Genomic DNA, 1,526 nt, shown 5'->3' with positions numbered 1-1,526 from the left:
TTTGGCAAAAGGCTTTTCCTATACAAACTGAGCGAGAACGTGGGACGTCAAGTTTTTTGATCACACTAATCATATCAAGTTACTTTTGTCAAGTTTTTTGTAAAGAAATATGTTTATAAAGCATAGCTTAAAAAAGGGGGGAGCCATACTCGCTCGTCCCCCTTTTTTAAGGGGGACCAACGGGGGATCTCCGAGTTTGAACACAGGCGCTAGGGGTGGGTTTCTCTTACCTGCTCCCTGCTCCCTGCTCCCTGCTCCCTGCTCCCTAAAACCCAAATATTTGTACCTCACAAGTCGTAGAATTGCTATAATGAATGACCAATTGCTAGATGTCCAGCGCCTGGCTGGGGCAAAGTTTGAGTCGGTGGCTTCACGGATGATTCCAGTAAGCTTTGGCAATGATGCAGCAGGGATTGAAGCAGCCCGTCAGGGAGTTGCCTTAGTTGATTTTTGCCATTGGGGGTTGATCAAAGTATCTGGTGATGACCGACTACGCTATCTACACAATCAAAGCACCAATGACTTCCAAACACGACAGCCAGGCCAAGGCTGTCAGACGGTTTTTGTCACATCTACAGCTCGGACTATCGACCTAGCTACTGCCTATATCTTAGCAGATGCGGTGCTATTGCTAGTTTCTCCAAATTGCCGTCAGCAGATCATGGAGTGGCTGGATCGTTATATCTTTCCCATGGATCGAGTGGAATTGCAGGATGTATCTGAGGAGAATGCTGTTTTCTCCTTGATGGGACCAGAAAGTAATGCCCTCTTAACAGGGTTGGGTGTGGAGATATCAGCAGAAGATGCTAGTCACCAGCAACTGATGCTCGGGGAGAATCAAGTCAGCATCGCTGTAGGGAGTGGCTTGGCCTTGCCTGGATATACTCTAATTTGCCCTGCCGAGAATGCTGCCCAGGTTTGGCAGACCTTAACCACAGCAGGAGCAATCCCTATAGGCGATCGCGTTTGGGAACAGTTGCGTATCCAACAGGGACGCCCTGCGCCAGGTCATGAACTCACAGAAGATTACAATCCTCTCGAAGCTGGTTTGTGGCAAACCATTTCCTTTAGCAAAGGCTGTTACATTGGTCAAGAAACCATTGCGCGCTTGAATACCTACAAAGGAGTGAAGCAACGACTATGGGGTATCCGCTTAAGTGCTCCTACTGACCTAGGAAGCATCATCACCGTGGATGGGGAAAAAGTGGGCAAGCTCACCAGCTTGACCGAAACTGACCAGGGAGTGTTTGGTTTAGCTTATATCCGGACTAAGGCTGGTGGTGCAGGGTTAAAAGTTATCTTAGGGGACGTCGAAGGGGAAATTATGGCTGTACCTTGTTTGAGTCATGATTATTATGAGCCCAGCCCTGAGTAATCCCGACTCCCGACTCCCGACTCCCGACTCCCGACTCCCGACTCCCGACTCCCGACTCCCGACTCCCGACTCCCGACTCCCGACTCCCGACTCCCGACTCCCGCCTCCCTACTCCCTACTCTAGGAAGCGCACACGTCTGAACTACAGTCC

The 1,526-nt window shown here is 49.9% G+C and carries 2 protein-coding genes; both read left to right on the top strand.

From position 1 onward, the window contains the following. Positions 1-310 precede the first annotated feature (310 nt). On the top strand, positions 311-1,375 hold the full coding sequence (locus tag F6K49_RS47945; protein WP_293109646.1) for a folate-binding protein: 1,065 nt from the start codon (positions 311-313) through the stop codon (positions 1,373-1,375). Next, complete coding sequence (locus F6K49_RS47940) at positions 1,347-1,499, top strand: hypothetical protein (protein ID WP_293109644.1); 153 nt, start codon at positions 1,347-1,349, stop codon at positions 1,497-1,499. Before F6K49_RS47945 ends, F6K49_RS47940 begins: the two co-directional genes overlap by 29 nt. Positions 1,500-1,526: the final 27 nt, after the last annotated feature.

This window comes from Moorena sp. SIO3I6 (genome assembly GCF_010672095.1).
Note: the sequence above shows the minus strand (reverse complement) of the source record. Positions and strands in the feature narration are given on the sequence as shown.

Excerpts from the sequence above, each read along its gene's own strand:
- F6K49_RS47945 (WP_293109646.1), top strand. The coding sequence starts at position 311 with ATGAATGACCAATTGCTAGATGTCCAGCGCCTGGCTGGGGCAAAGTTT.
- F6K49_RS47940 (WP_293109644.1), top strand. The coding sequence starts at position 1,347 with ATGATTATTATGAGCCCAGCCCTGAGTAATCCCGACTCCCGACTCCCG.